The organism is Pseudomonas sp. NFACC41-3, from assembly GCF_900109505.1.
GTDB lineage: Bacteria > Pseudomonadota > Gammaproteobacteria > Pseudomonadales > Pseudomonadaceae > Aquipseudomonas > Aquipseudomonas chlororaphis.
Genome location: NZ_FOAE01000001.1, coordinates 1,908,289 through 1,932,684, shown reverse-complemented (window position 1 = coordinate 1,932,684; position 24,396 = coordinate 1,908,289). Strand labels below are relative to the sequence as shown.

General features: G+C 66.0%; 21 protein-coding genes. 5 read left to right on the top strand and 16 right to left on the bottom strand.

Going from position 1 to position 24,396, the window contains the following annotated elements:
- Window positions 1–67 precede the first annotated feature (67 nt).
- The 3 genes from rarD to BMY68_RS08635 all read right to left on the bottom strand — a co-directional run bounded on the left by rarD (window position 68) and on the right by BMY68_RS08635 (window position 3,146).
- On the bottom strand, window positions 68–949 hold the full coding sequence (gene rarD / locus BMY68_RS08645; protein ID WP_085530635.1) for an EamA family transporter RarD: 882 nt from the start codon (window positions 947–949) through the stop codon (window positions 68–70).
- Between the two features lie 186 nt (window positions 950–1,135).
- The gene (locus tag BMY68_RS08640; protein WP_085530636.1) at window positions 1,136–2,143 is read right to left on the bottom strand and encodes an aldo/keto reductase; all 1,008 of its coding nucleotides are present in this window, start codon (window positions 2,141–2,143) and stop codon (window positions 1,136–1,138) included.
- 103 nt (window positions 2,144–2,246) lie between these two features.
- Window positions 2,247–3,146 carry a LysR family transcriptional regulator gene (locus BMY68_RS08635; RefSeq protein ID WP_085530637.1) on the bottom strand — a complete coding sequence of 300 codons (900 nt, stop codon included), beginning with the start codon at window positions 3,144–3,146 and terminating at the stop codon, window positions 2,247–2,249.
- A 161-nt stretch (window positions 3,147–3,307) separates the two neighbouring features.
- On the opposite strand from BMY68_RS08635, the gene BMY68_RS08630 reads away from it, so the two are divergent.
- Entirely contained in the window at window positions 3,308–3,718 is a 411-nt protein-coding gene (locus tag BMY68_RS08630; protein ID WP_085530638.1) for a VOC family protein, read from the top strand.
- Window positions 3,719–3,836: 118 nt separating this feature from the next.
- Here the strand turns inward: BMY68_RS08630 and BMY68_RS08625 are convergent, their stop codons facing one another.
- Window positions 3,837–5,738, bottom strand: a complete 1,902-nt coding sequence (locus BMY68_RS08625) for an acyl-CoA synthetase (protein WP_085530639.1) — start codon at window positions 5,736–5,738, stop codon at window positions 3,837–3,839.
- Between the two features lie 203 nt (window positions 5,739–5,941).
- On the bottom strand, window positions 5,942–7,252 hold the full coding sequence (locus tag BMY68_RS08620; protein WP_062826088.1) for an MFS transporter: 1,311 nt from the start codon (window positions 7,250–7,252) through the stop codon (window positions 5,942–5,944).
- A gap of 243 nt (window positions 7,253–7,495) precedes the next feature.
- Here BMY68_RS08620 and BMY68_RS08615 point away from each other — a divergent pair, with 243 nt between their 5' ends.
- Window positions 7,496–8,623, top strand: a complete 1,128-nt coding sequence (locus BMY68_RS08615) for a sugar diacid recognition domain-containing protein (RefSeq protein ID WP_009044204.1) — start codon at window positions 7,496–7,498, stop codon at window positions 8,621–8,623.
- A 271-nt stretch (window positions 8,624–8,894) separates the two neighbouring features.
- Window positions 8,895–10,037 (top strand): glycerate kinase, encoded by a 1,143-nt coding sequence (locus BMY68_RS08610; protein ID WP_085530640.1) that lies wholly within the window; start codon window positions 8,895–8,897, stop codon window positions 10,035–10,037.
- A 164-nt stretch (window positions 10,038–10,201) separates the two neighbouring features.
- On the opposite strand, the gene hpaI is transcribed toward BMY68_RS08610, so the two are convergent.
- The 8 genes from hpaI to BMY68_RS08570 all read right to left on the bottom strand — a co-directional run bounded on the left by hpaI (window position 10,202) and on the right by BMY68_RS08570 (window position 17,696).
- Entirely contained in the window at window positions 10,202–11,002 is an 801-nt protein-coding gene (hpaI, locus tag BMY68_RS08605) for a 4-hydroxy-2-oxoheptanedioate aldolase (protein WP_085530641.1), read from the bottom strand.
- Window positions 11,003–11,013: 11 nt separating this feature from the next.
- Complete coding sequence (hpaH, locus tag BMY68_RS08600; RefSeq protein ID WP_085530642.1) at window positions 11,014–11,817, bottom strand: 2-oxo-hept-4-ene-1,7-dioate hydratase; 804 nt, start codon at window positions 11,815–11,817, stop codon at window positions 11,014–11,016.
- Between the two features lie 2 nt (window positions 11,818–11,819).
- The gene (locus BMY68_RS08595) at window positions 11,820–13,127 is read right to left on the bottom strand and encodes an MFS transporter (protein ID WP_085530643.1); all 1,308 of its coding nucleotides are present in this window, start codon (window positions 13,125–13,127) and stop codon (window positions 11,820–11,822) included.
- Window positions 13,128–13,273: 146 nt separating this feature from the next.
- Window positions 13,274–13,663 carry a 5-carboxymethyl-2-hydroxymuconate Delta-isomerase gene (locus BMY68_RS08590; protein ID WP_009049318.1) on the bottom strand — a complete coding sequence of 130 codons (390 nt, stop codon included), beginning with the start codon at window positions 13,661–13,663 and terminating at the stop codon, window positions 13,274–13,276.
- 77 nt (window positions 13,664–13,740) lie between these two features.
- On the bottom strand, window positions 13,741–14,598 hold the full coding sequence (gene hpaD, locus BMY68_RS08585; RefSeq protein ID WP_062826082.1) for a 3,4-dihydroxyphenylacetate 2,3-dioxygenase: 858 nt from the start codon (window positions 14,596–14,598) through the stop codon (window positions 13,741–13,743).
- 140 nt (window positions 14,599–14,738) lie between these two features.
- Entirely contained in the window at window positions 14,739–16,199 is a 1,461-nt protein-coding gene (gene hpaE / locus BMY68_RS08580; protein ID WP_085530644.1) for a 5-carboxymethyl-2-hydroxymuconate semialdehyde dehydrogenase, read from the bottom strand.
- A complete protein-coding gene (locus tag BMY68_RS08575; RefSeq protein ID WP_085530645.1) occupies window positions 16,200–17,000 on the bottom strand; it encodes a fumarylacetoacetate hydrolase family protein in 801 nt (266 codons plus the stop codon).
- Window positions 17,001–17,009: 9 nt separating this feature from the next.
- The gene (locus tag BMY68_RS08570) at window positions 17,010–17,696 is read right to left on the bottom strand and encodes a fumarylacetoacetate hydrolase family protein (protein ID WP_085530646.1); all 687 of its coding nucleotides are present in this window, start codon (window positions 17,694–17,696) and stop codon (window positions 17,010–17,012) included.
- 236 nt (window positions 17,697–17,932) lie between these two features.
- Between BMY68_RS08570 and hpaA the strand changes: the two genes are divergently transcribed.
- Together hpaA and BMY68_RS08560 are read left to right on the top strand one after the other, a co-directional pair.
- Entirely contained in the window at window positions 17,933–18,844 is a 912-nt protein-coding gene (hpaA, locus tag BMY68_RS08565) for a 4-hydroxyphenylacetate catabolism regulatory protein HpaA (protein ID WP_085530647.1), read from the top strand.
- 71 nt (window positions 18,845–18,915) lie between these two features.
- Window positions 18,916–20,010, top strand: a complete 1,095-nt coding sequence (locus tag BMY68_RS08560) for a DUF1176 domain-containing protein (protein ID WP_085530648.1) — start codon at window positions 18,916–18,918, stop codon at window positions 20,008–20,010.
- Between the two features lie 6 nt (window positions 20,011–20,016).
- Here the strand turns inward: BMY68_RS08560 and BMY68_RS08555 are convergent, their stop codons facing one another.
- The 3 genes from BMY68_RS08555 to BMY68_RS08545 all read right to left on the bottom strand — a co-directional run bounded on the left by BMY68_RS08555 (window position 20,017) and on the right by BMY68_RS08545 (window position 24,272).
- On the bottom strand, window positions 20,017–20,985 hold the full coding sequence (locus BMY68_RS08555; protein WP_085530649.1) for a bifunctional helix-turn-helix transcriptional regulator/GNAT family N-acetyltransferase: 969 nt from the start codon (window positions 20,983–20,985) through the stop codon (window positions 20,017–20,019).
- 273 nt (window positions 20,986–21,258) lie between these two features.
- Window positions 21,259–22,938 (bottom strand): GMC family oxidoreductase, encoded by a 1,680-nt coding sequence (locus BMY68_RS08550; RefSeq protein WP_085530650.1) that lies wholly within the window; start codon window positions 22,936–22,938, stop codon window positions 21,259–21,261.
- Window positions 22,939–22,970: 32 nt separating this feature from the next.
- The gene (locus tag BMY68_RS08545; protein ID WP_085530651.1) at window positions 22,971–24,272 is read right to left on the bottom strand and encodes a carbohydrate porin; all 1,302 of its coding nucleotides are present in this window, start codon (window positions 24,270–24,272) and stop codon (window positions 22,971–22,973) included.
- Window positions 24,273–24,396 lie beyond the last annotated feature (124 nt).

Genomic DNA, 24,396 nt, shown 5'->3' with positions numbered 1-24,396 from the left:
TCTGTCGCGGCCGCTTCGCACGGAGTGCCGCCCAGACCGATCGCAGCCTGCGGCAGCGGCTACAGTTTCAGCTTCTGCGCTGACGCATCAAGTGCTTGAACCCCTCGTACACCAGCACCAGCACCGCCAGCCAGATCGGCAGGTAGGTCAGCCATTCCCCGGCCTGGATGCTTTCCCCCAGCAGCAGGGCCACGGCCAGCAGCAACACCGGTTCGACATAGCTCAACAAGCCGAACAGGCTGAAGGGCAGCAGGCGGCTGGCGATGATATAGGCCACCAGCGCCGAAGCACTGATCAACCCCAGCAACGGAATCAGCAGGTACAGCCAGGGGTGTTGATCGACCACGGCAAAACCCTGCTCGCCGCTTTGCACGAACCACAGCGCGATCGGCAGCAGCAGGGCCATATCGAGCCACAGGCCGCCCAGGTTGTCGGCGGCCAGGCGTTTGCGCAGCACGAAATAGACGGGATAACCGATGGCCACCACGAGCGTCGCCCAGGAAAAACTGCCCACCTGATACAGCTCGTTGAGCACCCCCAGGGTCGCCAGGCCGGCGGCGATCTTTTGTAGCCGCGACAGTTGTTCGCCATAGACGATGCGCCCGGTCAGGACCATGGTCAGCGGCAGCAGAAAATACCCCAGCGACACATCCAGGCTGTAGCCATTCAACGGCGCCCACATGAACAGCCACAGCTGCACCCCGAGCAGCGCCGCGGACAGCGGCAGCGCCAGCAGCAGAAGCGGTTGGCCCAGCAGTCTCTTGAGGATGGCGCCGACATGCCGCCATTCGCCGCTCATCAGCATGAATACCGTCATGCATGGGGCGGTCAGCAGCATGCGCCAGCCGAAAATCTCCACCCCGGTCAGGGGCGCCAGCAAGGAGGTGTAGAAATACATGACGGCAAACAGCACCGACGCCAAGACCGATAGAGCAATACCTTTAGACAAGCTGTCCTCGTGTGACCTGAACCAGGCAAATGGGATGGAGGGAAAAACTGCGGGGAATATAGAGGGTTTGGCGCGAGACGTTTACTCGGATTTATCGCAAGTTACGGGAAAATATCCCGTTTGCCGCCACTGACCGGCAGCGCGGCAGCAGGTGGCCCGCGGAAGGGGCCACCGCTGTGGGGGAGGTCAGCGCGGCGTGCGTCCGGAGACGAAGTGGCTGACATCGTTGAAGCCCGGGGTCGAGGCATGCCCCGGAGTGACCAGCGAATCGATGAAGGCTTCATCCTCGGCGCTGATCTTCACGTCCAGCGCCTTGATATAGGCGTCCCACTGTTCCTCGGTGCGCGGGCCGACGATTGCTGAGCTGACAGCGGCATTGTTCAGCACCCAGGCAATGGCGAACTCGACCATGCCGACCCCGCGCCCCTGGGTGTACTGCTGGATCTGCTGGGCAATGCGCAGCGACTCGACGCGCCATTCGGTTTCCAGGATGCGTTTGTCCTGGCGCCCGGCGCGGCTGTTGCTGTCGGGGGCGACATCCGGCGCGTACTTGCCGCTGAGCACGCCACGGGCCAGCGGGCTGTAGGGCACCACGCCGAGCCCGTAGGCCTGGGCCGCGGTGATCTGTTCGGTCTCGGCCTGGCGGTTGACGATGTTGTACAGCGGCTGGCTGATCACCGGCCGGTCGACGCCGAGCCGATCGGCGACGCGGATCACCTCGGCGATGCGCCAGCCACGGTAGTTGGACAGGCCCCAGTAGCGGATCTTGCCCTGGCGCAGCAGGTCGCCGATGGCCGACACCGTGACGTCCAGCGGCGTGTTGTGGTCTTCGCGGTGCAGGTAGTAGATGTCGATGTAATCGGTGCCCAGGCGGGTCAGGCTGGCGTCGATGCCATTGAATATGTGCTTGCGGCTCAGGCCGCTGCGGTTGGGCACGCCATCGACGGGGCCGAAGCCGACCTTGGTCGCCAGCACCCAGTGGTCACGCTGGCTGGCGATGGCTTCGCCGACGATCTCTTCGGAGCGGCCGCTGGTGTAGACGTCGGCGGTGTCGATGAAATTGATGCCCTGGTCCCAGGCCTTGTCGATGATGCGCAGGGAGTCCTCGGTACTGGTCTGTTCGCCGAACATCATGGTGCCGAGGGTCAGGGGGGACACGTGCAGCCCGGAATGGCCGAGGATGCGATAGCTCATGTACGAAATCCTTGTGCGTGAGGTAAGGCCGGCGCGACAGCGGCCAGCGACCGGTCATGGGACGCCCATCAAATACCAGAACGGGCGTAGGGGGCAATCTGAATTATCCGGCCAGCAGCTGGCAGCGGGTCTGCAAAAAGCGTTGCAGCACCTTCACCCGTTCCGAGACCTGCAAACGGTGCGGGCACAACAGGTTGAGCGGCACGCTTTCGCCCTGCCAATCGCCGAGCAGGGGCACCAGGCGCCCGGCGCGGATGTCGCTGGCCACGTCGAGCCAGGCCTTGTAGGCAATGCCGTGGCCGGCCAGGGCCCAGCGCCGCGCCACGTCGCCGTCGTCGCTGAGGTAGTCGCCGCGCACCTGGACCTCCTGCACCTCGCCGTCGCGGCTGAAATGCCAGCTGTTGTAGGGGCGACCGTTGCGCAGGTAGATCAGGGCACTGTGCTCGCCCAGTTCGGCGGGCGTCTGCGGGGTGCCGTGGCGCGCCAGGTAATCGGGGCTGGCGCAGGCCAGCCGGTGATGCCGCGGCAGGATCGGCAGGGCCACCAGGCTGGAATCGCTGGGCACGCCGAAGCGCAGGGCGACGTCGACGGTCTCGCGGAACAGGTCGCTGTGCCGGTCGTTGAGCAACAGTTGCAGGCGGATATGCGGGTGTTCGCGCTTGAAGTCGTCCAGCCAGGGCAGCAGCAGGTTGCGCCCGAAGTCCGACGGCGCCGCCAGTTGCAGCACGCCGCTGAGGCCCTGGCTTTGTTGCTTCAGGGCCTGTTCGCCCTCCGCCAGGGCCGCCAGCGCCACGCGCACGCTGTCCAGATAACGCCGGCCTTCTTCGGTAAGGCGCATGCTGCGGGTCGAACGCGCCAGCAAGCGCATGCCCAGGCGGGTTTCCAGGCGCTTGAGGGCGATGCTGGCGGCGGCGGGGGTCAACTCCAGGCTGCGGGCGGCGGCGGAAATGCTGCCGGAATCGGCGGTGCGGACGAAGACTTCAAGGTCGAGAATCGAGCTCATTGCTAAAAATCCTTTAAAGATCCTTGCGTTTTACCGGGATTTTTCCTCGATTATCAAGCTGAGAATATACAGTCACTTCCATCGCACCAGGGTGACCCCATGAAAACGCTCAGTACGTTCTTGCCGGATCGCACCGCCGTCATCGGTGGCGGAGGTGTGTCATGACTTGGCACTTCGACCATCTGGCCTTCAACACCGCCGAGGGCGATGCGTTGCAGCAGGCATTCCAGGCCTTGCTCGGGCTGCAGGCTGGGCGGCGCCCGCCGTTTCCCTTTCCCGGACGCTGGCTGTACCAGGATGGGCAGGCGCTGGTGCATGTGATCGAGCAACCGACCTTCGCCGAGACCGCGCTCAGCCATATCGCCTTCAGGACCGAGGAGGATGCCGCGCAGGTATTGCAGCGGGTCCAGGCCAGCGGCCTGCCGCATCAGGTGGCGCAAGTACCGCAGGACGGCACCTGGCAGATCTTCGTACGGATACCGGGTGGCCTGGTGCTGGAACTGGATGCACCGGCGGGCGGGAAGCTGGACGCCGATTACCGTTACAAGGCCGACGGCGGAGCGCCGGCTTGAGACTGTAGCTGCGGCCTCAAGGGCGGCGCCCGCTGCGCGGTCGTACGCAGCCTGCGGCAGCGGCTACAGGTGAATGCCTTGAAGCGCGGCGACCCCGATGGCCGGGGCCGCCGGCAATTCACGCCGAATGCAACTGGTAGCGCACCGCATAACCGCTCAGGCGCTGCTCCAGGGCCGCGCGGCGGGTCGCGTCCAGGCCGGGCACATGGATGTCCACCCGTTGTCCATGGCGCTCGTCGCTGAGGGCTTCAACGCGGATGCCCTCGGCAACCTGCCGCACCTCGTCTTCGAACACCCGGCGAATGGCGTCCAGGCGCAGGGCCGGCTTGAAGGTCTTGCCCACGGCCGTCAAGGGGATCTGCTCGAGCAGCCAGACGTCCTTGGGCACCGCGGCCCGTTCATGGATATGGCGCGCGGCGTGCTCCAGCAATTCGCCCGGGTCGGCGCTGGCGCCGGCCTTGAGCTGGATGTACACCACCGGCAGTTCGCCGGCCTTGATGTCCGGTTTGCCCACCGCCGCGGCCATGGCCACGGCCGGGTGGCGATGCAGGGCTTCTTCGATCATCTGCGGGTCGATGTTGTGGCCGCCGCGGATGATCAGGTCCTTGCTGCGCCCGGTCAGCCAGATGTAGCCATCCCGGTCGATGCGCCCCAAGTCACCGGTGTTGAACCAGCCGCCGTCGAGCCACAGGCCCTGGTTCTTGTCGGTCTGCAGATAGCCCTTGAACACCGTCGGCCCGCGCAGGCAGACGTTGCCGGGTTCGTCGGTGACGGCGTCGCGCAGGTAATGGCCGTCGCTGTCGAGCACGGCGATCTTGACCTCGCAGTACGGCAGGCGCAGGCCGATGGAACCGGGGCGGCGCTCGCCATCCTGAGGGTTGCAACTGGTGGCGCAGGTGCCTTCGGTGAGGCCGTAGCCCTCGATGATCTTCAGCCCCGAGCGCGCCTCGAACTGGCGGATCAGTTCCACCGGCATGGGCGCGGCGCCACATACGGCAAAACGCAGGCTGGAGACATCGATGCCGTCGTTGGGCACTTGCAGCAAGGCGGCATAGATGGTCGGTACGCCGCTGAAACAGCTGACCCGATAACGTTCCACCAACTGCCAGAAATCCTTGATCAGGGTCGGATTGCGGTAGCCCTGGGGGCCGGCCAGCAGCACCCGCGCGCCGCGGTGGAAGGCGGACAGGCCGGTGACCATCACGCCGTTGACATGGAACAGCGGCAGCCCGCAGAGCAGCACATCGCTGCTGTCGTAGTCGCCGTGCAGGCCGATGATCTCGGCCATCGCCACTTCATTGAGGTGGCTGTGGGGCGCCAGTTTCGGCGTGCCGGTGGTACCGCCGGTGTGAAAGTACGAGGCAATGTCGTCCGGCAGGATCGCCCGGCCACTTTCCAGGTGGTCGGCAGGGCAGGCGGCCAGCAGGCTGTCGAAGTCCAGCACGCCTTCCGGCATCGCCGGGCGCTGGCTCTGGATCGCACTGCGTTGCGGCTCGGGCAGCAGGTTGGCCAGGTCGATGGTGACAATGGCCTCCAGCTCCGGCAGGCGTTCGCGCAGGTGGGCGACCTTTTGCCAGAGGTCGGTGCCGGGGAAGGGCGCCAGGGTCACCAGCACCGTGGTGCGCGAGGCGCGGATCAGTTCGGCGATGTGCGCAGGCTCCAGCAGCGGGTTGATGGCGTTGACGATCCCGGCGGCCTCGCCGCCCCAGATCACGTAATGGGTCTGCGGTAGATTGGGCAACAGGAACGACACCGCCTTGCCCGGGCGGATGCCCAGCCGGTGCAGGGCGTTGGCGGTGCGGGTGACCTGGGCGAACAACTCGGCGTAGCTGATGTTCCAGGGCTGGTCCTGGATGCTGCCTTGGGGCAGGAAGGTCAGGGCGGTGCGCTCGCCGAAACGGCTGGCCGAGCGTTGTAACAATTCATAGGTGCTGGCGGGAAGGTTGCGCTGGGCCAGGGGCTGCTGTTGTTCGAGGGCTTGGATATCGCTCAGGCGGGCGAGGGAGAAGGGCGCGGTCATGATCGTGTGGGTCTTCCTTCGGTAAGGTCTGCGAGGGAGTCATCAATCGATCCAGCCAATGGAAAACTGCCGCGGCCGGACGTCTGTCCGATATACCACGGGGGTGCTGAGGTCGGCTGTTGCTTTTTGTAGCGAGGCGGTGACAAACCCGCGGCTTGTCCCGGGAAGCCGGGCCCACCAGAAGGTGAGCCCGGTAAAGCCGGTCAGCGTTTCAGCGTGCGGGTCATGCGCAGCGCCAGCAGGCTACCCGCGACGATGACCCCGGCCAGCAGGTACAGCGCGGCGTCGGTGGAGCCGGTGCTGTCCTTGACCCAGCCGACGATATAGGGGCTGAGGAAGCCGGCCATCTGGCCCATGGAGTTGATCAGCGCCAGGCCACCCGCGGCGGCGCCGGCGCTGAGCAGCGCGGTCGGCACCGGCCAGAACATCGGCAGGCCGGTGAGGGCGCCCATGGTGGCAATGGTCAGGCCGAGGATGGCGAGGGTCGGGTTGGCGGCGAAGTTGACCGCGATCACCAGGCCGATGGCGCCCATCAGCATCGGTACCACCAAATGCCAGCGGCGTTCCTGGCGCAGGTCGGCCGAGCGACCGACCATCAGCATGAACAGCGCCGCCAGCAGATAGGGAATGGCGCTGAGCCAGCCGATCACCAGGTTGTCGCTGAAACCGAGGTTCTTGATGATCGACGGCAGCCAGAAGTTGATGGCGTACACGCCGCTCTGGATGCAGAAGTAGATCAGGCCGAAAGCCCAGATGGCCGGGTTCTTGAACACCGCCGCCAGGGAGTCGCCGCTGGTGCGTGGCTTGCTCGCGGCGTCTTCGGCCTGGTCGGCTTCCAGCAGCGCGCGCTCCTGCGGGCTCAGCCACTTGGCGTGGGCGAAGTTGTCATTGAGCAGGAAGTACGCCAGGGCGCCGAGGATCACCGTGGGGATGCCCTGCAGCAGGAACATCCACTGCCAGCCGGCCATGCCGCCCTGGCCCGCGGCGAAGTGGTTGAGGATCCAGCCGGAGAACGGGCTGCCGAGCAGGCCGGACACCGGGATCGCCGACATGAACAGGGCCATGATGCGGCCGCGGCGAAAGCTCGGGAACCACTGCGAGAGGTACAGCACCACGCCGGGGAAGAAGCCGGCTTCGGCGGCGCCGGTGAGCAGGCGCAGGCTGTAGAACTGGGTCGGGGTGGTGACGAACAGCAGGCAGGTCGACAGCGTGCCCCAGGCGATCATCATCAGTGCGATCCAGCGCCGCGGGCCGAACTTGTTCAGCGCCAGGTTGCTCGGCACGCCGCACAGCACGTAGCCGATGAAGAAGATCCCGGCACCGAGGCCGTAGACGGTTTCGCTGAATTTCAGGGCATCGAGCATCTGCAGCTTGGCAAAGCCGACGTTCACCCGGTCCAGGTAGTTGAACAGGTAGCAGATGAAGATGAAGGGGATCAGGCGCAGGGTGATGCGCTTGTAGACGGCGTTTTTATCGTCATCGGTGGCCAGGGTGGCAGCGGCGCTCTGTGACATGGCGTGTCTCTCTTTATTATGATTTTTTGCGATGCGAGGTTAACGTTGATCGCCCCGAGAGTCTCGGTCACCCCATGGGCCGCTGTCTTTGTGCCGGCGCACAGGCTTTGCCGGCATCCCCTGTGCCGGTGAACAAGCCTTCGCCATCGCCCCGAGCCTGTTTTTAACGCAGCATGGCCCGCGTAGCGCCGAAGGCGCCCAGCATGCAGCCACTTTTCGTAGAGAGCCTAGGATCACGCCGCTATGTTCGAACTGGATCACGACCTGGCGCAGGACATCGTCGACCGGACGATGGCCATCCTGCCCTACAACGTCAACGTCATGGACAGCCAGGGCCTGATCCTTGGCAGCGGCGAGCCCGAGCGCATCAATACCCGCCATGAAGGCGCGCAACTGGTGCTGGCCAACGGCCGGGTGGTGGAGATCGACGCGCAGACCGCCAAGCACCTCAAGGGCGTGCAGCCGGGGATCAACCTGCCGCTGCTGCACGATCAGCGACTGATCGGCGTGCTGGGCATCACCGGCGAGCCGGAACTGCTGCGCACCTATGCCGAGTTGGTGCGCATGACCGCCGAGATGCTGGTGGGCCAGCGCCACCAGCAGGCCGAACAACAATGGCGCCGCCAGCGTTGCGACGATTTGCTGGCGCTGTTGCTCAGCGATAGTGGGGATTCGCCGCGGCTGGTGGATGAAGCGCAGCAGATGGGCCTCAAGCCGCAGCTGCCGCGCACGCCTTATCTGTTCGAACTGGGCCAGCCCCAGGAGGGCGGGGCGCAGACCGTCGAGGCCCTGAGTGCCTGGCTGATGTCCCGTTACCCGGACAGCTGGTGCGTCAGCTCGGCCAAGTCCTCGTTGCTGTGGTGCCGGCCGGCGACCCTGAGTGTCGATAACCCGCGACTGCTGGAGAAACTCGACAGCCTGGGCTGGAACATCCTGCGCATCGCCGTGGGCGGCCAGGCCGACGGGCTGGCGGGGCTGCGCCGTTGCTACCGGCGGGTCGGCGACCTGCTCGCCTATGGCCGCGACGTGCTGCCCCAGTCACGGCTGTTGACCCTCAATCGTTTCCGCCTGCCGGTGATGCTCTGGCGCCACCGCAATGACGATGCCCTGGACGAGTTGCTCAACCCCTTGCGCAAGGTCATCGCCAAGGACGCCAATGGCCAGCTGCTGGCGACCCTGCGCAGTTGGTGCGACCACGACGGCCAGAGCCAGGCCTGTGCCGACGCCCTGGGCATCCACCGCAACAGCCTGCGCTACCGCATGGAACGCATCGCCGAACTCAGCGGCGTCGACCCGCTCAAGCTCGACGGCATGCTGGCGCTGTACCTGGGGGTGCAGCTGTTGCCGCAGACCGAGCCATCCCCGTTGTAATGCCAGGCCCTGTAGCCGCTGCCGTAGGCTGCGATCGGGGCAGCGCCCCGTAAACCCGGCGACGCGGTATGTCTGTCTATCGGTGTGGCGCGGTTCTGCGACCGCTGCGCGGTCGTGCGCAGCCTCGCCAGGGCTCGACAGCGGCTACAGACGCGTGCGATGCAGCTATTGTGAAAATGAACAATAAAGCCGCCCCACACTTGTGCAATGGACCGGGGTCAAGGTCGCGGCCAACTGGCAGCATGGGCGCCATAAGAACCGGAGATAGCCCATGAAAATCATCATCGCCCCCGACTCCTTCAAGGACAGCCTGAGTGCCTCTGGCGTGGTCAGCGCCATCGCCGACGGGCTGGCGCGGGTGTGGCCGGACGCGCAGCTGATCCAGTGCCCGATGGCGGACGGCGGCGAGGGCACCGTGGAGTCGATCCTCGATGCCTGCGAGGGCCAGTTGCGCACCACCCGGGTCCAGGGACCGCTGGGCGCGCCGGTGGAGGCGCGTTGGGGCTGGTTGCCGCAGAGCCACACCGCGATCATCGAAATGGCCGAGGCCAGTGGCCTGCAACTGGTGCCGCCGGGCCAGCGCGATGCCTGCACCAGCAGTACCCTCGGCACCGGCGAGCTGATCCGCGCGGCCCTGGATGCCGGCGCGCAACGAGTGATCCTGGCCATCGGCGGCAGTGCCACCAACGACGCTGGCAGCGGTGCCTTGCAGGCCCTGGGCGTGCGCCTGCTGGATCGCGATGGCCAGGCCTTGCCCCTGGGCGGCCTGGCCCTGGCGCGGGTGGCGCGGGTCGACCTGAGCCACCTCGATCCGCGCCTGGCCGAGGTGCGTTTCGAGATCGCCGCCGACGTCGACAATCCTCTCTGTGGTCCTCACGGCGCCTCGGCGATTTTTGGCCCGCAGAAGGGTGCGTCGCCACAGCAGGTCGAACAACTGGACCAGGCCCTCGGCCAGTTCGCCGACCAGGCCGCGCGGGTGTTGGGCAAGGACGTGCGCGACGAGCCGGGCAGCGGCGCCGCCGGTGGCCTGGGGTTCGCCGCCAAGGCGTTCCTCGGTGCACGGTTTCGTCCGGGGGTGGAAGTGGTGGCCGAGCTGGTGGGGTTGGCCGAGGCCGTGCAGGGCGCGGACCTGGTGATTACCGGCGAAGGTCGCTTCGATGCCCAGACCTTGCGCGGCAAGACCCCCTTTGGCGTGGCGCGCATCGCCAGGCAGCACCAGGTGCCGGTGATCGTGATCGCCGGGACCCTGGGCGAAGGCTACGAGCAGATGTATGAGCACGGGGTGGATGCGGCCTTTGCCCTGGCCAGCGGCCCCATGACCCTGGAGCAGGCCTGTGCCGAGGCGCCGCGCCTGTTGCGCGACAGGGCGGCGGACATCGCCCGGGTCTGGCGCCTGGCGGCGCGCCAGGGCTGACGCCCAGTAGCCCCGTAGCCGCTGCCGAGCCTGCGAGGCTGCGATCGGTCGCGTAGCGGCCGCAACGGGGCCAACGCGGTTATCCAGACCCAACGCGAATCTCAGGTTTTGCGCCTGCTGCGCAGTCGATCGCAGCCTCGCGGGCTCGGCAGCGGCTACAGGGGTTAGTAGACCCCGCCACCTGAGGTAGGCGCCGCCACCTCCTTGTACTGCCCCAGCAACCCCTGCAAACCCTTCATCAGCACCGTGGTGTCCACCCCCACCGCGACGAAGTTCGCCCCCAGCTCGATATAGCGCTGCGCCAATGTCCGGTCGGTGCTGAGGATGCCGGCGGCCTTGCCGGCCTTGCGGATGCGCGCGATGGCATCCTCGATCGCCGCGACCACCTCGGGATGCCCCGGGTTGCCGCGATGGCCCATGGCCGCCGAGAGGTCGGCCGGGCCGATAAACAGGCCATCGACTCCATCAAGGGCGGCGATGGCATCCAGGTTGGCCAGGCCTTCGAGGTTCTCGATCTGCAGCAGCAGGCACATCTGCTCATCGGCCTGGTCCAGGTAACCGGGAATGCTGTTCCAGCGTGACGCACGGGCCAGGGCACTGCCGACGCCACGAATGCCCGCGGGCGGATAACGCATGGCGCGCACCAGCTGTCGGGCCTGCTCGACGCTTTCGACCATGGGGATCAGCAGGGTCTGGGCGCCAATGTCCAGCAGTTGCTTGATCAGCGCGGTGTCGCCTACCGGCGGGCGAATGATGCCTTGCACCGGGTAGGGCGCGATGGCCTGCAACTGGCCGAGCAGGCTGTTGAGGTCGTTGGGCGCGTGTTCGCCGTCCAGCAGCAGCCAGTCGAAACCGGCGTTGGCCGCCAGCTCCGCGCAATAGGCATTGGCCAGGCCCAGCCACAGGCCGATCTGCGGCGCGTCCTGGCGCAGGCGTTGCTTGAAATGATTGATCGGCAGTTGCATGAGCATTCTCCTCAGACAAAACGGCAGGCGATGCTGCCGAGCTGATCGTAGTCGACGTGGAAGGTATCGCCGGGGCGGGCCGCCACCGGGCGGGTGAAGGAGCCGCCGAGGATGATCTGCCCGGCCTCCAGGCCGACGTCGTAGGCCGCCAGCTTGTTGGCCAGCCAGGCCACGCCCTTGGCCGGATGGTTGAGCACCGCGGCGGACACCCCGGACTCCTCGATTACGCCGTTGCGATACAGCACCGCTGGCACCTTGCGCAGGTCGATATCGTTGGGACGCACCGCGCGGCCGCCCATGACCACCCCGGCGTTGGCGGCGTTGTCGGAGATGGTGTCGAACACCTTGCGCGTGACCTGGGTCTGCGGGTCGACCTGCTGGATGCGCGCGTCGATGATCTCCAGGGCCGGGATCACCCATTCGGTGGCGTCGAGCACATCGAACAGCGTGCAGTCCGGGCCCTTGAGCGGCTTGCCGAGGATGAACGCCAGTTCCACCTCGACCCGCGGCACGATAAAGCGCTGGAACGCAATGTCGCTGCCTTCCTCGAACAGCATGTCGTCCAGCAGGGCGCCGAAGTCCGGTTCGCTGATGTTCGACGACACCTGCATGGCCCGCGAGGTCAGGCCGATCTTGTGCCCGACCAGCTTGCGCCCGGCGCGGATCTTGTGTTCCACCCAACTGCGCTGGATGGCGTAGGCGTCCTCGATGGTGATGCCGGGAAACTCCAGCGACAGCTGGGCGATCTGTTCCCGGTTGCGTTCGGCGGCGTCGAGGCGGGCGGCGGCCTGCTGGATGTCCGAAGTGCTGAGCATGGTTACTTCTCCTGGGGATTGACGATAAGGGCCGGCACCCGCAGCACCAGCCAGGCGCCGAAGGCGATCAGCAGGGCCAGGGCATACAGGGCGAGGCTGGCGCTCTGGGTGGCGTCGCGGACCACGCCGATCAGGTAGGGCGCGAGAAAGGCGGCGATGCTGCCGAAGGAACTGATCAGGGCGATCCCCGCGGCCTGAGTGTTGCTGGCGAGAAAGGCCGGCGGCAGTTGCCAGAACATCGGCAGCGCGGCGCTGGCGCCCATGCCGGCCACCAGCAGCCCGGCCATCACCAGCCAGGCATTGTCCGGGGCGACGCCTGCGACGATCAGGCCGAAGCTGGACATCAGCAGCGGCACGCCGAGGTGCCAGCGCCGTTCGCGCAGGCGGTCGGAGGAACGGCCGACACCGATCATGAATAGGCAGCCGGCCAGGTACGGCAGGGCGCTGAGCATGCCGACGCGGCTGTCGCGGGCGATGCCGGCGTGGTGGATCAGGGTCGGCATCCAGAAGGCGATGGTGTTGACCGCCAGCATCACCGCGAAATAGATGCACACCAGCAGCCAGATATGTTTGTCCTGGAGGATGCCGGCGAAGCGGGTGATCGGCTTGTGCTGTTCTTCCTCGCTCAGGGCGGCGTGCAGTTGCTGCTTTTGTGGGGTGCTCAGCCAGGCGACGCTGTCGATGCTTTCCGGCAGCGCCTTGAGCACCACCAGGCCGAGCAGGACCACCGGCAGGCCTTCGATCAGGAACATCCATTGCCAGCCGCGCATCCCGCCCAGGTCGTGAAAGCTTTCGAGAATCCAGCCCGATAGCGGCCCGCCGACCACCCCGGCCATGGGCACGGCGATGGCGAACAGCGCGGTCACCTGGCCGCGGCGGCTGGCCGGGAACCAGCGGTTGAGCAGCACCAGGATGCCGGGGAAAAACCCGGCCTCGGCCACCCCCAGCAAAAAGCGCAACAGGTAGAAGCCGGCGGCGCTGTCCACCAGCAGCATGGCACTGGACAGCAGGCCCCAGACCACCATCAGGGTGGCGATCCAGCGGCGCGGCCCGACCCGGTCCAATGCCAGGTTGCTGGGCACGCCGAACAGCGCATAGGCAATGAAGAACAGGCCGGCGCCGAAGCCGTAGACGCTGTCGCTGAAGCCCAGGTCCTGGGTCATCTGCAACTTGGCGAAGCCGATGTTGATGCGGTCCAGGTGGGCGAAGATGTAGCAGGTGAACAGCAGGGGCATCAGCCGCCAGGTGATCCGGCGATAGGTATCGTTGGTCTCCACGACGCTGGGCAGGGCAAGGGTCGAGCTGGACATGGGCGGGTCTCTTTTATTGTTCTTGTCGATAAGGGCACGGACTCTGTAGCCGCTGCCGCAGGCTGCGATCGGCCGGGACGGCCGCAGCGACTTCAAGATCGCTGAAGGCCTTCGGCCTTATCGCAGCCTGCGGCAGCGGCTACAGGTCACGCTTGCCGCTTGAGAAACTCATGCACGTTGTTGTGCTTGAAGTTCAGCTCGGCATCCAGCTCGCTCATCTCGAACGACAGCGCCAGCAAGCGCTGGGCCTGGAGCTCGGCGAAGTGCGCCTTGATGATCTCGAACAGGCCCTCGGCGACCTTGCGCCGGGTGGCCAGGTCGCGCCCGGCGCCGACTTGCAGGCGCATATGGACGAAGGCGTAGTCGTGCTTGCCGTCGGCCATGCGCCAGGTGTCCAGGCGCACGCCGCGGCTGCGGATGCCACCCAGCGGAAACACGCCGCTGGCCCCGAGGTAGTCGTGGACCTTCTCGAACAGCCCTGGCAGGTCGGCGGCTTGCTCGATGTTGTCGGTGTATTCAGCGATGAAATGCGGCATGTGATCCTCCTTGCGGGCGAACCTTCGGCGGCCAGCCCTGGAAATCCAGGGCTGGGTTGGCGAGGCGGGCGCGGCGTCTAGAGCGGGAAAATGGCGTTGATCTGGCCGGTGCCGGAGCTGCCGAAAGGCGCGGTGACGATTTCCGCCGGCCGGTTGTATTCGGGGCCGCCGAGCAGGCCCAGGAGCATGGCGGTGTCGTGCATCCGGCCTTCGCCGAAGCAGTGCTCGGCGTAGTCCGGGAGCATCGAGCAGAACTCGCGAAAGCGCCCCTGTTGCCACAGCTCGACCACTCGCAGGTCCATCTGCTTGTCGAACTCGCGGGTCCAGTTGTGGATGTTGGCTTCGGCCTCGCGGTCGTCGGAGAAGCGGTGCGACAGCGAGCCGGAGGCCAGCACCAGGACCTTGCGGTCGCTCTTCTCGATGGCCCGGCGCACCGCGGCGCCGAAGGTGAAGCTGTCTTCGAGCTTGTGCCAGGCACACCAGGCGGCGATGGAAATCACCTGGAAATGCTGCTCCGGCGGTACGTCCATGTGCATGTAGCGCATCGGCACCAGGGTGCCGTATTCCAGCTCCAGGCTGGGGATGTTGTGGGCGAGGGTGCGCACATCGGCGGCATTGGCTTGGGCGGCAATCAGCTCGCCCAGCTCCGGGCAGCCCTGGTAGTCGTAGTCCATGTTCTTGATGAAGTGCGGCAGTTCGTTGCTGGTGTAGGTGCCCTTGAAGTGCTCGCCGCAGTTGATGTGGTAACCGCTGTTGACCAGCCAGTGCACGTCGAACACCACGGCGGTGTCGGCCCCCAGCTCACGGGCGCGACGGGCGATTTCCTTGTGCCCGGCGATCGCCGCTTCGCGACAGCCGTGGTGCTTGCCCGGCAGTTCGGACAGGTACATCGATGGAACGTGGCAGACCTTGGCGGCCATGACGACTTCGCCCATGGTGCTTCTCCTGAAACATCTTATTGTTCGGCCCGTAGCCGCTGCCGCAGGCTGCGATAAGTCCCGCAGGGACTTCAAAGAGCGGCGTCTCGTTCCGAGACGAGCGCAGCCTTCGGCAGCGGCTACAGGATTTCAAAACCTTACACGCCCCAGCGCGGGATGTGGTGGCTGCCCATGGAGATACAGATGTTCTTGATCTCGGCAAACACCTCGAAGCTGTACTCGCCGCCTTCGCGGCCGGTGCCGGAGCCCTTGACCCCACCGAACGGCTGGCGCAGGTCGCGCACGTTCTGGCTGTTGATGAACACCATGCCGGCCTCGATGCCACGGGCCAGGCGATGGGCCTTGCCGATGTCCTGGGTCCAGATATAGGAGGCCAGGCCGTACTCGGTGTCGTTGGCCAGTCGCAGGGCCTCGGCCTCGTCCTTGAACGGGATCAGGCAGACCACCGGGCCGAAGATCTCTTCCTGGGCGATGCGCATCTGGTTATCGACGTCGGCGAACACCGTCGGCTGGATGAACTGGCCACGGCTGAGGTGCGCCGGCAGGTTGGCCGGGCGCTCCAGGCCACCGGCGAGCAGGGTGGCGCCTTCTTCGATGCCGATGCGGATATAGCCGGTGACCTTGTCGTAGTGGGCCTGGGTGATCATCGAGCCGACCTGGGTCTTCGGGTCCTGCGGGTCACCGACAATCAGGCGCTTGGCGCGGGCGGCGAACTCGGCGACGAACTGCGGGTACACGCTTTCCTGGACGAAGATCCGGCTGCCGGCGGTGCAGCGTTCGCCGTTGAGCGAGAAGATGGTGAACAGCGCCGCATCCAGGGCGCGCTCCAGGTCGGCGTCTTCGAAGATCAGCACCGGCGACTTGCCGCCCAGTTCCATGGAGTACTTTTTCAGCCCCGCGGTCTGCATGATCTTCTTGCCGGTGGCGGTGCCGCCGGTGAAGGAGATCGCCCGCACGTCCGGGTGGCGCACCAGGGCATCGCCGGCGGTGGCGCCGTAGCCCTGGACGATGTTCAGCACACCATTGGGAATGCCGGCTTCGACCGCCAGGCGTCCCAGTTCGTTGGCGGTCAGCGGCGACAGCTCGGACATCTTCAGCACCGCCGTGTTGCCCAGCGCCAGGCACGGCGCGGTCTTCCAGGTGGCGGTCATGAACGGCACGTTCCACGGCGACACCAGCGCGCAGACGCCGACCGGCTGGTACAGGGTGTAGTTGAGCATCTGGTCGTCCACCGGATAGCTGTGGCCATCCATGCGGGTGCAGACCTCGGCGAAGAAGTCGAAGTTGTGCGAGGCGCGCGGGATCAGCACGTTTTTGGTCTGGTGGATCGGCAGGCCGGTATCGAGGGTTTCCAGCTCCGCCAGGTGCGGCACGTTCCGGTCGATCAGCTCGCCCAGCTTGCGCATCAGCCGCGCGCGTTCCTTGGCCGGGGTGTTGGCCCATTTCGGAAAGGCTTCCTTGGCCGCCGCGACCGCCTGGGCGATTTCCCCGGCACCGCCGCTGGCCACTTCACCGATGGCTTCGCCGGTGGCCGGGTTGTAGTTGACGAAAGTGTCTTGGCTTTCGACCTCGCGGCCGTTGATCCAGTGTTTGATCATTTATGCGTGCTCCTTGGCCGCCCGTTGCGTGTCGTGTTGCGTCTTGATCCTGAAGAACTCCGCCTCGCTGACGATGCGGTTGACCAGCCGGCCGACGCCTTCGACTTCCACCACCACCTCATCGCCGGGCACCACGTCGGACAGGCCTTCGGGGGTGCCGGTGGCGATCATGTCGCCGGGTTGCAGGGTCATGAAGCTGGACAGGTATTCGATCAGGTAGGGGATGTCGAAGATCATGTCGCAGGTGCTGCCTTCCTGGCGCAACTCACCGTTGACCCAGGTGCGCAGCTTCAGCCGGTTCGGCTCGGGCACGTCGGCGACGTCGACTATCCACGGCCCGACCGGGGTGGTGGCGTCGCGGTTCTTCACCTGCAGGTTGGGCCGGTAGTAGTTTTCCAGGTAGTCGCGGATCGCGTAGTCGTTGCACATCGTGTAGCCGGCCAGGTAATCCAGGGCGTCCTCGCGCTTGACGTTGCGCGCGGTCTTGCCGATCACCGCCACCAGTTCGCACTCGTAGTGCATGTAGGCGACGTTGTCCGGGCGCCAGGTGACCTGGTTGTGGCCGGTGTAGGTGCCGGGGGACTTGATGAACACCAGCGGCTCGGTCGGCGGCTTGAAGGCCAGTTCGGCGGCGTGGTCGGCGTAGTTCAGGCCCAGGGCGAACATGCTGCCGGTGGCCGGTGGCAGCCACTCGACCTGATCCTCGGCGAGCACACGGCCATCGGCCAGTTTCACGCTGTTGGGCGCGTTGACCACGACCTCGTGGACCTGGCCTTGATAACGGATGCGGGCGTGTTTCATGGCGGCTCCTTATTCGGCGGCAATTTCGGCGGCTATTTCTTCAGCGACAACGTGATTGGCGAGACGGCCCAGGCCGCTGATCTCCACTTCGATGCGGTCGCCGGGCTTGACGTCGACGCGGCCTTCGGGGGTGCCGGTGATCAGCACGTCGCCCTCGTGCAGGGTCATGAACTCGCTGATTTCGGCGATCAGCTGGGGAATACCGCGCACCAGGTTGGCGGTGCTGTTGCGTTGCAGCAGTTCACCGTTGACCCACAGTTTCAGTTCCAGGTCATGGGGATCGCGCACCTGGGCCGCGGGCACCAGTTCCGGGCCGAAGGCGCAGAAACCGTCGCGGCACTTGGCCTTGACGGCGGGGCGGTAGTAGCTGTCTTCCGGCAGGCTGAATTCGTTGACGATGGTGTAGCCGGCCACATGCTGCAGGGCGTTTTCCACGCTGACCCGGCTGGTGCTCTTGCCGATCACCACGCCCAGCGCCGGGCCCGGTTGCAGGCGCTCGACACCTTGCGGGTAGATCACGGCGCCGCCATGGACATTGCGCGTGTTGGGGGTCTTGATGAACAGCACCGGCTTGGCCGGTGGCTTCTGGTAGGGCGGCTGGGTGAAGGATTCCAGGTGGCTGCGCAACAGGCCCTGGTAGTTCAGCGCGACGCCGAACAGGGTGCCGGTGGCGACTTCATGCAGTGCACGGCTCATTGTGATTTTCTCCTGAGCATCGCGGAAGATGAGGTGATTTCGTTAATGTGTTAACGTTATATTTAATATGTTAACGATCGTCAAGCGCCGGCCAGGAGCAGACCTCGAACTGTCCGCCGCGTGCTGGTGAACAGGCCGCGAATCACGCAGGATGTGGGCGCTTGCCGTGGGTAAAAAATAAAAGCGTCGCGGGCGAAAATAAAAAGCGCCGCGAGCAAAAAAAGAGACATACCACCATGAGCGATCGCCAGCCGATCCCCAACATCAACATCGGCCAGGTCTACGACCAGCGCTACGCCGACTCGCAGGTGCATTACGACAAACTGAGCAACCTGGCCGGGTTCTTCGGCCGCAACATGCCGGTGCATCGCCACGACCGATTTTTCCAGGTGCACTACGTGAAAAGCGGCGCGGTGCGGGTCTACCTCGACGACCAGCAATACCTGGAGTCGGGGCCGATGTTTTTCCTCACGCCACCGACCATTGCCCATTCCTTCGTCACCGAGGCCGACAGCGAAGGCCACGTGCTCACCGTGCGCCAGCAGTTGGTGTGGGAGCTGATCGAAGCCGACAGCCGCCTTGCCAGTGGTCCGCAGGTGGCGCCGGCCTGCGTCGCCCTGGCGCGCCTGGACCCGGGGTTCGCCGGCGAGGCGCGGCGCCTGGCGCTGCTGTTCGATGAGTTGCAGGAGGAAGTCGCCGGGCAGGGCGCCGGGCACGCGCCGGCGCTGGAGGCCCTGACCCGCTTGATCATGATCAGCCTGCTCAGGCTTTCGGCCAACTCCCTCAAGGCCCGCCCGGCGCGGCATGAAGACCTGCACATCTTCCATCGCTTCAATGAACTGATCGAAGCCCGTTACCTGGAGCATTGGCCGCTGTCGCGCTATGCCGGGCAGATCGGCGTCACCGAGGCGCGTCTCAACGATGTCTGCCGGCGCATCGCCGACCTGCCGTCGAAACGCCTGGTGTACGAGCGCCTGATGCAGGAGTCCAAGCGCCTGCTGCTGTTCACCGCCAGTTCGGTGAACGAAATCTGCTACCAGCTGGGGTTCAAGGACCCGGCGTATTTCAGCCGGTTCTTCCAGCGCTACGCGAAGATGACGCCGGGGGAATACCGGGCGCGCCAGGGCGCGGCGAAACCCTCGCCCTGAGGGCAAAAAAGCTGGGAGCGCCAGCGCGCTGCGTGGGACAATCGGCGCTTTTACCCGACAAGGAAAGTCCCATGTTGCAGCGCACCCTGATGGTTCTTTTGCTGACCGCCAGCGCCGCCCAGGCGCTGGCGCAGAACGCCGCGGAAAAGGTGCCCTTGCTGCGCCAGACCAAGGAATGGATCACCGGCTGCGACAACCTGCGCAGCTGCCACGCCCTGAGCGCGCCCAACGGCGAGCACGGTGTGCAATACAGCAGCCTGACCCTGCACATCCAGCGTCGCGCCGGCCCCGATGGCCCGCTGGAAATACGCCTGGACCAGCGCGGCGAACCCGCCGAGCTGACGGCCTTGCGCCTCGACGGCCAGCCGCTGGAGCCACAGCTGCTGGACGCCCTGGTGCTGTTGCCGGAGAAGAAGGGCGCGCAGACCCAGGTCACCCGCTATGAAATCGCCGACCCGGCCCGGACCCGTCAGTGGCTGGAACGCCTGCGCAATGCCGAGGAACTGAAGCTGGAGGGGAACGACGAAGCCCGGGTGCCGTTGTCCGGATTATCAGCGGCGCTGCTGTTGATGGACTCGGTGCAGGGCCGGGTCGATGGCGTGACGGCGCTGTGGCGGCCAGGCCAGCGTCCGGCCAGCGAGGTGCCGGCGCGGCCGCTGCCGGCCCAGCTGCGGGCTTATCCGGGGGCACCGGAACTGACGGCGGCGCAACGCACGCGGATCTCGGCGGCCGCGGTGAAACTCGCTGCGCCAGGCACGCCCAACGACGATGAAGACTTTGTGGCCGAGCCTCAGGTCGAGGTCTATCCGCTGAGCGCGCAGCGGGCGTTGACGGTGGTGCTGAGCGACTGCGCGGCCTACAACTGCGATTACCTGATCAGCAGCTGGTCGCGCGGCAACCCGCCGCAGCTCGAGGAATTGCGCCGGCAAGCCTTGCCCATGAGCAACGCGGACGGCTCGGGCGGCGCCCACTACGACCCCAAGACCGGGGTGCTGACCACCTTCTATCTGGCGCGCGGCATCGGTGACTGCGGTGAAACCGGGCGCTGGCTGTTCGACGGTGAAAGCTTCCAGCTCAGCGATTACCGGCAGATGCCGACCTGCAATGGCTTGTCCTCCGAAGACTGGCCGCGGCTGTGGAACATCGCGCCGCCGGCCAACCGCTGAGGCGTTTCAGGCCAGGCCTGGATGGCGGCGCGCGAACTTCTGCTCCAGCACGGTCTTGCCCCATTGCGCCGCGGGCTGTTCCTCCACCAGCTGGAAGCCGAAGGCTTCGTACAGGTGCCGGGCGGCGTCCAGGCCGCTGAAGGTCCACAGGTAGCAGGAGGTTGCCCGCACCTGGTCGCAGTGCTCCAGCGCCGCCTTGAGCAGCAGGCGACCGGTGCCGGTGCCACGGGCCGCCTCGTCGAGGATAAACCAGCGCAGATGGGCGACTCTGTCGGCCTGAGGGCGATCCGCGGCGTCGCCGAGGTCGATGGCGATCGAGCCGACGATCTGCTCGTCCAGCACCGCCAGCCAGACGCCGTTATCGGGGTTGTCCAGGCGCTCGCTGAACTCCGCGAGGCCCGCAGCGACGCGCTGTTCAAAGAACTGCCCGAAACCCACCAGGCGTGAGTAGTAATGCGCATGCAGCTCGGTGATGCGGCCGATCATGCCCGGCCGATAGCCACGGAGCACGCTCGGGGTGGCCGCGGCGATCTGTGCATGGCCCAGGCGGCAGGCCTGCAGCGCCTGGCCATAACTGCGCAGTCCGGCGACCACCTGGCTTTGCTCGCGGGGCGCCAGCAGGCGCAGCGCCTGTTGCACCTGGGCGCTGCCAAAGGCATGGAGCGCGGCGACCTGTTTGCGCCCGCTGGCGGTCAGGCCCAGGTGCTTTTCCCGAGCATCGGTGGGGCTGGGGCTTTCCTGGATATCGCCGCGCTCGATGAGCTTGCCCAGCAGGCGGCTGACCGAGGACTTCTCCAGGTTCAGGGTCTTGCCCAGCTGGGCGGCGGTGAGCGGGGCGTGCAGGTCGAGTTCGATCAGCGCATGCACCGCCGAGGGCGGCAGATCGGAACCGGCCAGAGTACTGCCCATGAAACCCAGCTCGCGCACCAGTTTGCGCGATTCGTTACGGATCTGATCCACCAGCGGCGATGACATGGCGTGGCTCTCGATATAGTTGTGCGGTGCAACTATATGCCTGGGGTACGGCAAAATCCATACACCTATAAACGCGGACTCCTTTTGGGAGATACCGATCAAAACTGTAGGAGCGAGCTTGCTCGCGATGGACCTGAGCGCGCCGCGTTCATCCGATTAGTACGCGTTATCGTTAACGACCATCGCGAGCAAGCTCGCTCCTACAATGGATCATCGGCGTTTGATCGATTGGCATTAGCCCTTGGTCCACCCGCGGCTGCGGTTGGCCGTTTTTCAGCCAATGACAGGCGCGGGTATCTGTTGTTCCAGGCGAGCGGGAACCTGAAGGCTCGGCGCCGGTTTACCCAGCAACAGGTCGGCGGCCTTTTCGCCGATCATGATCGCCGCCGCGTTGGTATTGCCGGTGGTCAGGCTCGGCATGATCGACGCGTCGGCCACCCGCAGGCCCTGCACGCCGTGGACCCGCAACTGGTCGTCGACCACCGCCTGGGCGTCATGGCCCATCTTGCAGGTGCCGACCGGGTGGAACACGGTGCCCAGGCTGTCGCGAATCCATTGCTCGATCTGCGCCTGGCTTTCCACCTGCGGGCCGGGCACCAGCTCGCCCTTGAGGCGCCGGGCGAATGCCTGGCTCGCCGCCAGCTGGCGCACCAGGCGCACGCCCGCCACCAGCTTGCGCAGGTCCTCCGGGTGACTGAGGAAATGGCTGTCGATGATCGGCTTGTCGTGGGGATCGGCGGAATTGAGCCGGACCTGGCCACGGCTCTGCGGGTGCATCACCGCGATGTGCAGGCTGACCCCATGGCCCAGCGGCACCAGGCGCTGGGGCTGGTTTTTCAGCGCCGGGGCGACGATCAGGCCCAGCTCCGGGGCGGCGTCCTCGGGATGCAGGCGCAGGAAGCCGCCGGACTCCACGGTATTGGAGGTCAGCGGGCCGCTGCGCCGGCTTAGGTACTGCCAGGGCGAACGAGCCAGGGGCAACATGCCCTTGGCCGACACGCCGTAGGTCAGCTCGCTGTCGCAGCGGTACATCAGCACCACGTCCTGATGGTCCTGCAGGTTGTGGCCGACTCCCGGCAGTTCATGGCGCTGGGCGATACCATGGCGCGCCAGTTCCTCGGCCGGGCCGATGCCGGAGAGCAACAACAGTTGCGGCGAGTTGATCGCCCCGGCGCTGAGGATCACTTCGCGCCGGGCCTGGAGCTGGAACACCGCGCCATCCTGGCTGACCTCGACGCCACAGGCGCGATTGCCCTCCAGCAACACGCGGTGGGTCAGGGTCGAGCTCAGTACGCTGAGGTTGGGCCGCGACAGCGCCGGGTAGAGGAAGGCCCGCGCGGCGCTGCAACGCTCGCCGTTGATCTGGGTGACGTGGAAGGGGCCGTAGCCTTCCTGTTCCTCGCCGTTGAAGTCCGGGTTGTAGCGCCAGCCCAGTTCCTGGGCGGCCTGATAGAACACCTCATTGATCGGGCTCGGGCTGCGTTGCGCGGCGACATTGAGTTCGCCGCCCTGGCCATGCCAGGGCGAAGCGCCGGGCTCGAAATGCTCCGAGCGCAGGAAGTACGGCAGCAGTTCGTCGTAGCTCCAGCCCTGGTTGCCGGCCGCGGCCCAGCGGTCGTAGTCGCTGCGGTGGCCGCGGATGTAGATCATGCCGTTGATCGCGCTGGAGCCGCCCCAGAGCCGCCCGCGGGGGCAGGGGATCGGGCGCTCGCCGCTGGCGGCCTGGGCGCTGAACTGATGCATCCAGTTCCACTTCGGGTTGGCGATCAGGCGGATGATGCCCGCCGGGGTGCGCACATAGGCTCCGGGCAACAGGCTGCGGTCGCTGGGGCCGGCCTCGATCAGGCAGACGCTGAGCTGTGGATCGGCGGACAGCCGGTTGGCCAGCACGCAACCGGCCGAGCCGGCCCCGACCACGATGTAGTCGAACGAACGCGGGGCAGAGTCAGTCATGGGAGATACCTCGTTGGCAGTGAAAAGCAGGTTTACAACCCCAGCGCCGCGCCGACGTCGTACATGACTTGCAGGCCGACGACAAAACCGTTGCCGCTGAGCTCGCGGGCCTCGGGGTTGTAGAAGTTGTCCGGGTTGATCAGGTACTGCACGCTGGGCTCGAGCGCCAGGTGCCGGGTCAGGGCGAAGTGGCCGTTGGCCTCGATGGCGTATACATTGCGTTCGCCCAGGCGGTGGTCGCCGCCGTTGGCGATCCGCGCCTGCTGCTGGAAGCGCAGCTGGTGGTCGTTGAGGCGCAGGTAGCTGGCCTTGAGGTTGAGCTTGTCCTGGGCGCGGTCGAAGGGCGCCAGGTACGTCAGGCCGATCTCGGCGAAATGGCTGAAGGGCTGCTTGTCGTCGGCCGCCAGGGACAGCGAACCGAACGCCAGCAGCGCCTGGGGCGCGGTGCCCTGGCCGCCGTCGGCCCGCCAGAAACCTTGCTGGAACTTGAAGAAGGCGCCACCGGTGCCGTGCTCGCTGGCACCGGTCAGCGGGTCGTGCTGCTTAGCGGTGTTGTAGTAGCCGTTGAGTTCGTAGTGAGCGCTGTAGGCGCCGTCGTGCTTGCTGCCGATGCCCAGCAACAGGCTGGTGCCGCTGGCGTCGTCGGTGCTGAAGTCCAGGCCCTTGCGTTTTTTCAGGTAGTCCACCGGGTTCGATTCGAAGGCCCCGGCATGCACATACAAACCCGGCGTCGCCTGGTACTTCAGGTAGCCGCCCCAGCTGCCGTAGGGCGGCGGTAGGATGCCGGTGGACGAATCGATGATCGGGTCGTTGCAGGTGACCACGGTTTCGCAGTTGTAGATGTAGAAGTAGCGCCGCGCGTTGGTGCGCCCCAGGCTCATGTCGACCTGGCCGTCGAGCCAGGTCTGCTGGTAGGTCAGCAGGCTCAGCTGGTTGCTGGTGATGTCGTTGTGGATCGGCGCGCCGGCGAAGTAGCTGCCGGCGGCGCCTTGCCAGTTGCGCGAGGTCGGCTGGCCGGTGGCGGTGTCGAGGATGAAGAAGGTTTCCTCGAAATGAACGGCCGCGCCTGTAAGGCCGGCGAGGGTATCGAGGTCGAAGTCGGCGCCGACGAACAGGTCGCCGCTGTTGCCGAAGCTGTGTTCCCGCGGACCGGTGTCGAGATTCTTCATCGACAGGCTCCAGAACTGCACATGGGGTCGGATGCCGTAGCCGGCCAATTGCTCGCCGAGCCCGGCCAGCGGGCCTTCGCGGCCGGGTGCCGGTGTCTCGGCCTGGCACAAAGGGGTGAACAGGACCGCCGCCAGCAGCGGGCACAGCAGGGTAGTGCTTTTCATGGTCGATACTCGTTTCTTGTTGTTTTTGTGATGAGTCGTTCAGCTCTGTAGCCGCTGCCGAAGGCTGCGATCGGACGCGCAGCGTTCGCCAACGGGTTACCAGGGTGCTGCCGATTGTGCTGGC

Bases quoted from the DNA above. Each gene is read 5' to 3' on its own strand.
- BMY68_RS08640 (WP_085530636.1), bottom strand. From the start codon at position 2,143: ATGAGCTATCGCATCCTCGGCCATTCCGGGCTGCACGTGTCCCCCCTG.
- BMY68_RS08635 (WP_085530637.1), bottom strand. From the start codon at position 3,146: ATGAGCTCGATTCTCGACCTTGAAGTCTTCGTCCGCACCGCCGATTCC.
- BMY68_RS08630 (WP_085530638.1), top strand. From the start codon at position 3,308: ATGACTTGGCACTTCGACCATCTGGCCTTCAACACCGCCGAGGGCGAT.
- BMY68_RS08625 (WP_085530639.1), bottom strand. From the start codon at position 5,738: ATGACCGCGCCCTTCTCCCTCGCCCGCCTGAGCGATATCCAAGCCCTC.
- BMY68_RS08620 (WP_062826088.1), bottom strand. From the start codon at position 7,252: ATGTCACAGAGCGCCGCTGCCACCCTGGCCACCGATGACGATAAAAAC.
- BMY68_RS08615 (WP_009044204.1), top strand. From the start codon at position 7,496: ATGTTCGAACTGGATCACGACCTGGCGCAGGACATCGTCGACCGGACG.
- BMY68_RS08610 (WP_085530640.1), top strand. From the start codon at position 8,895: ATGAAAATCATCATCGCCCCCGACTCCTTCAAGGACAGCCTGAGTGCC.
- hpaI (WP_085530641.1), bottom strand. From the start codon at position 11,002: ATGCAACTGCCGATCAATCATTTCAAGCAACGCCTGCGCCAGGACGCG.
- hpaH (WP_085530642.1), bottom strand. From the start codon at position 11,817: ATGCTCAGCACTTCGGACATCCAGCAGGCCGCCGCCCGCCTCGACGCC.
- BMY68_RS08595 (WP_085530643.1), bottom strand. From the start codon at position 13,127: ATGTCCAGCTCGACCCTTGCCCTGCCCAGCGTCGTGGAGACCAACGAT.
- BMY68_RS08590 (WP_009049318.1), bottom strand. From the start codon at position 13,663: ATGCCGCATTTCATCGCTGAATACACCGACAACATCGAGCAAGCCGCC.
- hpaD (WP_062826082.1), bottom strand. From the start codon at position 14,598: ATGGGCGAAGTCGTCATGGCCGCCAAGGTCTGCCACGTTCCATCGATG.
- hpaE (WP_085530644.1), bottom strand. From the start codon at position 16,199: ATGATCAAACACTGGATCAACGGCCGCGAGGTCGAAAGCCAAGACACT.
- BMY68_RS08575 (WP_085530645.1), bottom strand. From the start codon at position 17,000: ATGAAACACGCCCGCATCCGTTATCAAGGCCAGGTCCACGAGGTCGTG.
- BMY68_RS08570 (WP_085530646.1), bottom strand. From the start codon at position 17,696: ATGAGCCGTGCACTGCATGAAGTCGCCACCGGCACCCTGTTCGGCGTC.
- hpaA (WP_085530647.1), top strand. From the start codon at position 17,933: ATGAGCGATCGCCAGCCGATCCCCAACATCAACATCGGCCAGGTCTAC.
- BMY68_RS08560 (WP_085530648.1), top strand. From the start codon at position 18,916: ATGTTGCAGCGCACCCTGATGGTTCTTTTGCTGACCGCCAGCGCCGCC.
- BMY68_RS08555 (WP_085530649.1), bottom strand. From the start codon at position 20,985: ATGTCATCGCCGCTGGTGGATCAGATCCGTAACGAATCGCGCAAACTG.
- BMY68_RS08550 (WP_085530650.1), bottom strand. From the start codon at position 22,938: ATGACTGACTCTGCCCCGCGTTCGTTCGACTACATCGTGGTCGGGGCC.
- BMY68_RS08545 (WP_085530651.1), bottom strand. From the start codon at position 24,272: ATGAAAAGCACTACCCTGCTGTGCCCGCTGCTGGCGGCGGTCCTGTTC.